Annotated in this window: 2 protein-coding genes and 2 pseudogenes; 3 read left to right on the forward strand and 1 reads right to left on the reverse strand. The window is 68.1% G+C overall.

The window, feature by feature from the left end:
* Window positions 1-80 (forward strand): annotated as a pseudogene (locus ABZX92_RS44750) (HisA/HisF-related TIM barrel protein); the annotation flags it as partial.
* Here the strand turns inward: ABZX92_RS44750 and metH are convergent.
* Window positions 71-3,178: pseudogene (metH, locus tag ABZX92_RS44755) on the reverse strand (methionine synthase); the annotation flags it as partial. The pseudogenes ABZX92_RS44750 and metH overlap by 10 nt on opposite strands.
* 168 nt (window positions 3,179-3,346) lie before the next feature.
* Between metH and ABZX92_RS44760 the strand changes: the two are divergent.
* Both ABZX92_RS44760 and ABZX92_RS44765 read left to right on the forward strand, forming a co-directional pair.
* On the forward strand, window positions 3,347-4,177 hold the full coding sequence (locus ABZX92_RS44760; protein WP_355572118.1) for a patatin-like phospholipase family protein: 831 nt from the start codon (window positions 3,347-3,349) through the stop codon (window positions 4,175-4,177).
* A gap of 114 nt (window positions 4,178-4,291) precedes the next feature.
* Complete coding sequence (locus tag ABZX92_RS44765) at window positions 4,292-5,989, forward strand: glycosyl hydrolase family 8 (protein ID WP_355572120.1); 1,698 nt, start codon at window positions 4,292-4,294, stop codon at window positions 5,987-5,989.
* The last annotated feature ends 62 nt before the right edge of the window (window positions 5,990-6,051 follow it).

Raw genomic sequence — 6,051 nt, forward strand, 5'->3', positions numbered from 1 at the left:
GTGACCCCGTCGAGCTGGCCAGGGCGTACGACGCCGAGGGTGCCGACGAGCTGACGTTCCTCGACGTCACGGCCAGCTCGTCGGCGCCCAGGATCGTGACGGCGAAACCGCCGAGGTGGTCGCCTTCCGGTGCCACGTAGTCCGAGAGCGAGCGGTTCGGGCGCGACACCTGCTTCTGCGTCTGCTGCCGCAGCATCGGGATGAGCGTGCCGTTCTCCAGCTGGATGTCGTCACCGGAGGAATGCGCGGGCCAGAAGCCGTAGACGCCCTTTGCCGTGAACGAACCATTGGCGATGATTTCGTCGAGCAACTTGGTGGCGTCGTCGAAGAGTTCGCGCGCCACGGGCTGTTCGAGGATCGCGGGGAACTTGCCTTTCAGCTCCCACGCGAGGAACAGGAACGTCCAGTCGACGAACTCGCGGAGTTCGCTGATCGACGGGGTCAGCACGCGCGTGCCGGTGAATGCCGGGGTCGGCAATTCGGCGAAATCGACCTTTTCCGCGTTGGCGCGCGCGGCTTCCACGCTCAGCAACGGCAGCTGCTTGCGGTTTGCGTGCTGCTCACGCAGGCGGGCCTGCTCGGCGCGGTTCGTGAGGTTCAGCTCGTGGCCACGCCGGTCGTCGAGCAGATCCGAGACCACGCCGACGACCCGGGACGCGTCGAGCACGTGGATGACCGGCTCGTCGTAGACCGGGGCGATCTTGACGGCGGTGTGCTGGCGGGACGTGGTGGCGCCGCCGATCAGCAACGGCAGCTTCAGGCCGCGCCGCTGCATCTCCTCGGCGACCGAGACCATCTCGTCGAGCGACGGCGTGATCAGCCCGGACAGGCCGATGACGTCGGCGTGCTCCTTGATCGCCGTGTCGAGGATCTTCGCGGCCGGCACCATCACGCCGAGGTCGATCACCTCGTAGTTGTTGCAACCCAGGACAACGCCGACGATGTTCTTGCCGATGTCGTGGACGTCGCCCTTGACCGTGGCGAGCACGACCTTGCCGTTGCCACCCGCCGTCGCCTTGGGCTCGGCGTCCATGAACGGTTCCAGGTACGCGACCGCGCGCTTCATCACGCGGGCGCTCTTCACCACCTGGGGCAGGAACATCTTGCCCGCGCCGAACAGGTCACCGACGACCTTCATGCCGTCCATCAGCGGCCCCTCGATCACGTCGAGCGGCCTGGGCAGGGCTTGGCGGGCTTCTTCGGTGTCCTCCTCGATGAAGTCGACGACGCCGTGCAGGATCGCGTGCTCCAGGCGCTTGCCGACCGGGGCTTCGCGCCACGACAGGTCGATCACGCGCTTCTGGCCGGGGCCCTTGACGGTCTCGGCGTGCGTGACGAGCCGGTCGGTGGCGTCCTCACGGCGGTTGAAGATGACGTCCTCGACCAGTTCCAGCAGTTCGGGCTGGATGTCCTGGTAGACGACGAGCTGGCCGGCGTTGACGATGCCCATGTCCAGCCCGGCCTTGACGGCGTGGAAGAGGAACGCTGAATGCATGGCTTCGCGGACGACGTCGTTGCCGCGGAAGGAGAACGACAGGTTCGAGATGCCGCCGCTGGTGCGGGCGCCCGGACATCGCTCCTTGATCAGCGGCAGCGCGTCGATGAACGCCTTGGCGTAGCCGTTGTGCTCCTCGATGCCGGTGGCGACCGCGAGCACGTTCGGGTCGAAGATGATGTCCTCGGCCGGGAAGCCCGCCTGCTGCGTCAACAGGTCGTACGCGCGGCCGCAGATCGCGACCTTGCGCTCGGTCGTGTCGGCCTGGCCCTGCTCGTCGAACGCCATCACGACGACACCGGCGCCGTAGTCGCGGATCGTGCGGGCCTGCTGCAGGAAGGGCTCCTCGCCCTCCTTGAGGCTGATCGAGTTGACGACTCCCTTGCCCTGCACGCACTTCAGGCCCGCCTGCAGCACGCCCCAGCGGGAGCTGTCGATCATCACCGGGATGCGGGCGATCTCCGGCTCGGTCGCGATCAGGTTCAGGAACGTCGTCATCGCCTGCTCGCCGTCGAGCAGGTCGGCGTCCATGTTGACGTCCAGCAGGTTCGCGCCGCCGCGCACCTGGTCCAGGGCGACCGCGAGGGCCGCCTGGTGGTCGTCGGCCTCGATCAGCCTGCGGAACTTCGCCGAGCCGGTGACGTTGGTGCGCTCACCGATCATCACGAAGCCGGTGTCGGGGCCGATCTCGAACGTCTCCAGCCCGCTGAACCTGGTGGTGTCGCGGGGCTTTTTGACCTCGCGCGTCTGGATGCCGCGGACGGCGTCGGCGATGGCCTTGATGTGCGCGGGGGAGGTGCCGCAGCAGCCGCCGACGATGTTGACGATGCCCTTGCCCGCGAAGTCCTTCAGCAGGGCGGCGGTCTCGTCCGGCGTCTCGTCGTAGCCGCCGAACGCGTTGGGCAGGCCGGCGTTGGGGTGGCACGCGACGTAGGTGTCCGCGAGCCGGGCGAGGTCGGTGACGTGCGGGCGCATCTCCTCGGCGCCCAGCGAGCAGTTCACGCCCACGACCAGCGGCTTCGCGTGCTCGACGGAGTTCCAGAAGGCTTCGACGGTCTGGCCCGACAGCGTGCGGCCGGACAGGTCGACGATCGTCACCGAGATCCACAGCGGCAGGTCGGGGGCGACCTCGCGGGCGGCGGTGATGGCGGCCTTGCAGTTGAGCGTGTCGAAGATCGTCTCGATCAGCAGCAGGTCGACCCCGCCCTCGCGCAGAGCGGCGATCTGCTCGGCGTAGGAGGCCTTGACCTGCTCGAACGTCACGGCGCGGTACGCCGGGTCCTCGACCTTGGGGGACAGGCTCAGCGTGACGTTGAGCGGGCCCACTGATCCGGCGACGAACCTGCCGCCGAACTCCTCGGCGGCCTGGCGGGCGATTTTCGCGCCCGCGATGTTCATGTCGCGGACGCGGTCCTGCAGCCCGTAGTCGGCCTGGCCGATGGAGGTGGCGGTGAACGTGTTGGTGGTCGTGATGTCCGCGCCCGCCGCGAGGTACTGGCGGTGCACGTCGAGCACCAGGTCCGGGCGCGTGAGGTTGAGCAGGTCCGGGTCCCCGACGACGTCCATGTGGTGGTTCTCGAACTCCGCGCCGTAGTAGTCGGCCGGCGAGAGCTTGGCCTGCTGGAACATCGTGCCCCAGGCGCCGTCGAGCACGGCGATCCGCTGGTTCAGCAGGGACTTCAGACCATCCACGCGCGCTCCCGAAACGTCGTCGGAAGCGCCCTTGTCCGTGGTCGTGCAAGCCGAGCGTGGCGGGTCTGGAGCCCGTTGCAGCGCTTCTCGGTCTCGCATTCCAGGATAGCGCGGACGACCACGGGCCAGGAACCGGTCTCACTTCGTAGGATGGCTCGTGTGAGCGGAAAACGGGCTTTGGTGCTGGGCGGCGGTGGCGTCACCGGAATCGCTTGGGAGACAGGGATTCTGCACGGACTGGCTGCTGCGGGCGTCGACCTGACAGATGCGGACCTGTTCGTGGGGACGTCGGCCGGGTCGGTGGTGGCCACGCAGTTGGCGGGCGGTGCCGCGTTGAGTGACCTGTACGAGGGTCAGTTGTTGCCGCCCGATGGGGAGATTCCGGCGCGGCTGACGCCGTGGATGCTGGTGCGGTACGCCCTTTCCTACGTGATGCCCGGTAGTCCGGCTCAGAAACGGGCGCGGCTGGGTCGTGCCGCGGTGAAGGCCCGCACGCCGTCCGAGGAGTCTCGGCTGGCGGTGTTCTCGTCGCGACTGTCTGTTGAGGACTGGCCTGTGCGCGCTCTGAAGGTGACCGCGGTTGATGTGGCGGACGGGAAGTTCGTGGCGTTCGACCGGGACAGCGGGGTGCCGCTGGTGCGCGCGGTGGCGTCGAGCTGCGCGGTGCCGCTGGTGTGGCCGCCGGTGACGATCGACGGGCACCGCTACATGGACGGTGGCATGCGGTCCGCGGCGAACGTGGATCTTGCCGCTGGCTGCGAACGGGTCGTCGTGGTCGCGCCGCTCACCCGTGCGGCTTCCGCTGCGGCGACTCCACAAGCGCAGGCCGCCCGGCTGGGCGTGCCGTCCATCGTGGTGAGCCCGTCCGCGGAGGCGCTGGCCGCTTTCGGCTCCAACCTGCTCGACCCGGCCCGCCGCAAACCCGCCGCCGAAGCGGGCTTCGCGCAGGCCGCCTCCGTCGCCGACGCCGTGCGCGACGTCTGGAATTGATCACTGTCCGATCGAGCAACAACAGGTCCGTACCTCTTGTTCGCCGTGTTTTACCTGCTTACCGTCGCCAACCACTCGCATTGTCAGCTTTGTTAACTATTGCTGGAGGCGGTTGTGGGCGGCAGATCGGCAGCGGCGTTAGGGGCGGCAGGGCTCGTGCTCGGCCTGCTCGTGGCAGGGGTGACCAGTGCATCGGCGGCGGATCCACTGGTCTCGCAGGGCAAGGCGGTGACGGCGTCCTCGGTCGAGGGCTCCGGTTTCGAAGCGGCGAAGGCGGTCGACGGCAGCACGACGTCACGCTGGGCCTCGGTGGAAGGGCACGACCCGGAGTGGTTGCGGGTCGACCTCGGCTCCACGCACACGATCAGCCGGGTGCGGCTGAACTGGGAGGCGGCGTACGCCAAGTCGTACCGCGTCCAGACCTCTCCTGACGGCTCGGCGTGGACCGACGTCTACTCCACCACCACCGGTGATGGCGGCGTCGACGACCTGACCTTGTCCGGTTCGGGCCGGTACGTGCGGGTCTACGGCACGGCCCGCGGCACCGCGTACGGCTACTCGTTGTGGGAGCTGGAGGTCTACGGCGTGAGCGGCAACCCGCCGACCACCACCACAACGCCTCCTACTACGACGACCACCACGACCACTCCTCCCTCTGGTCTCGGCTATCCGTTCGGCAGCAGGCAGACCCCGTACGTGGCGGGCATCCTGCGGCCGTCCGGCAGCACGTCCACTTTGGACGCCGCCGTGGTGGACTACTACCAGCGCTGGAAGTCCGCGTTCATCCGGCACAACTGCAACAGCGCGTGGTCCCAGGTCCTCGCCGCCGACGCCGACCACACCTACGTCGCCGAGGCCCAGGGCTACGGCATGGTCGTCGTTGCCACGATGGCGGGCGCCGACCCGGACGCGCACAAGATCTTCGACGGTTTCGTGAAGTGGAAGATCGACCACCCGTCCTCGATCGACGCCGACCTGATGGCGGCCGAGCAGGGTGACGACTGCAAGAGCACGAGCGGCATCGACGCGGCGACCGACGGCGACATGGACGTGGCGTACGGGTTGCTGCTGGCCGACAGGCAGTGGGGCAGCGCCGGCACGTACAACTACAAGGCGCTCGCCATCAAGCACATCAACGCCATCAAGCGCAGCGAGATCAACCCGTCCACCAACCTGCTGCGCCCCGGCGACTGGGCCGACTCGGGCGACCCGCGCTACTACGTGACCCGCTCGTCGGACTGGATGGCCGACCACTTCCGGGCCTTCCGCAAGGCCACCGGCGACTCCGCGTGGGACACCATCCGCAACGCCCACCAGAACCTCATCAAGACCATGCAGCAGAACTACGCCCCGAACACGGGGCTCCTGCCGGACTTCGTGGAACGCACGAACTCGACCCCGCGCCCGCCGGCCGGCAAGGTGCTGGAGGACCAGCTGGGCGACGGCAAGTACTGGTGGAACGCCTGCCGCGACCCGTGGCGAATCGGCGCCGACGCGGCCACCAGCGGTGACGCGACCTCGCTGGCGGCGGCTCGCAAGGTCAACACGTGGGCGAAGTCCAAGTTCGGCGGCAACCCGAACAACATCAAGGTCGGCTACCAGCTCAACGGCACGCAGTTGTCCAGCGACGTGTCGGAGGCCTACACCGCGCCGTTCGCGGTGGCGGCGACGACCGATCCCGGCAGCCAGGCGTGGCTGGACGCGTTGTGGAACAAGATGGTGTCGACGCCGATCGGCGGCACCGACTACTTCGCGTCGAGCATCCAGCTGCAGGTGATGATCACGGTGACCGGCAACCACTGGGTGCCGTGACCCGATCCCAGGTTGATGAGGGGAGTTTTCAAGAACCCCAGGTTCTTGAAAACTCCAGATCG

The sequence above is a fragment of the Lentzea sp. NPDC006480 genome (assembly GCF_040611995.1).
Lineage (GTDB): Bacteria > Actinomycetota > Actinomycetes > Mycobacteriales > Pseudonocardiaceae > Lentzea.